A 246-nucleotide genomic window follows, 5' to 3' on the forward strand; every position below is an offset into this window, starting at 1 on the left:
GGATGGGGTATGACCCAGCGCGTTATGCAACCGGCTGAAGACTTTCAGCAGATATTCCTTGGCAACTTCCGGCTTTGTGTTTTGCAGTAGCTGTGATGTCGCGGCCTGCAACATCTGCCGGACCTTGCGGATCCACTGCTGGAAATCGTCACGGCTGAAACGTGCCAGTTGGGCAGGTGTCAATACCGCCCGACGCTGCATACGTGGACTGAACAATGCGGTTTCAGACAGCAGGCTGTCACCGCG

At 56.5% G+C, this 246-nt stretch carries 1 protein-coding gene; it reads right to left on the reverse strand.

The features are described 5' to 3' along the window. Window positions 1–246 (reverse strand): hypothetical protein (locus Q4563_RS21785; protein WP_303606020.1); only part of this gene is annotated, 246 nt, incomplete at both ends.

Source organism: Gilvimarinus sp. 1_MG-2023 (genome assembly GCF_030548285.1).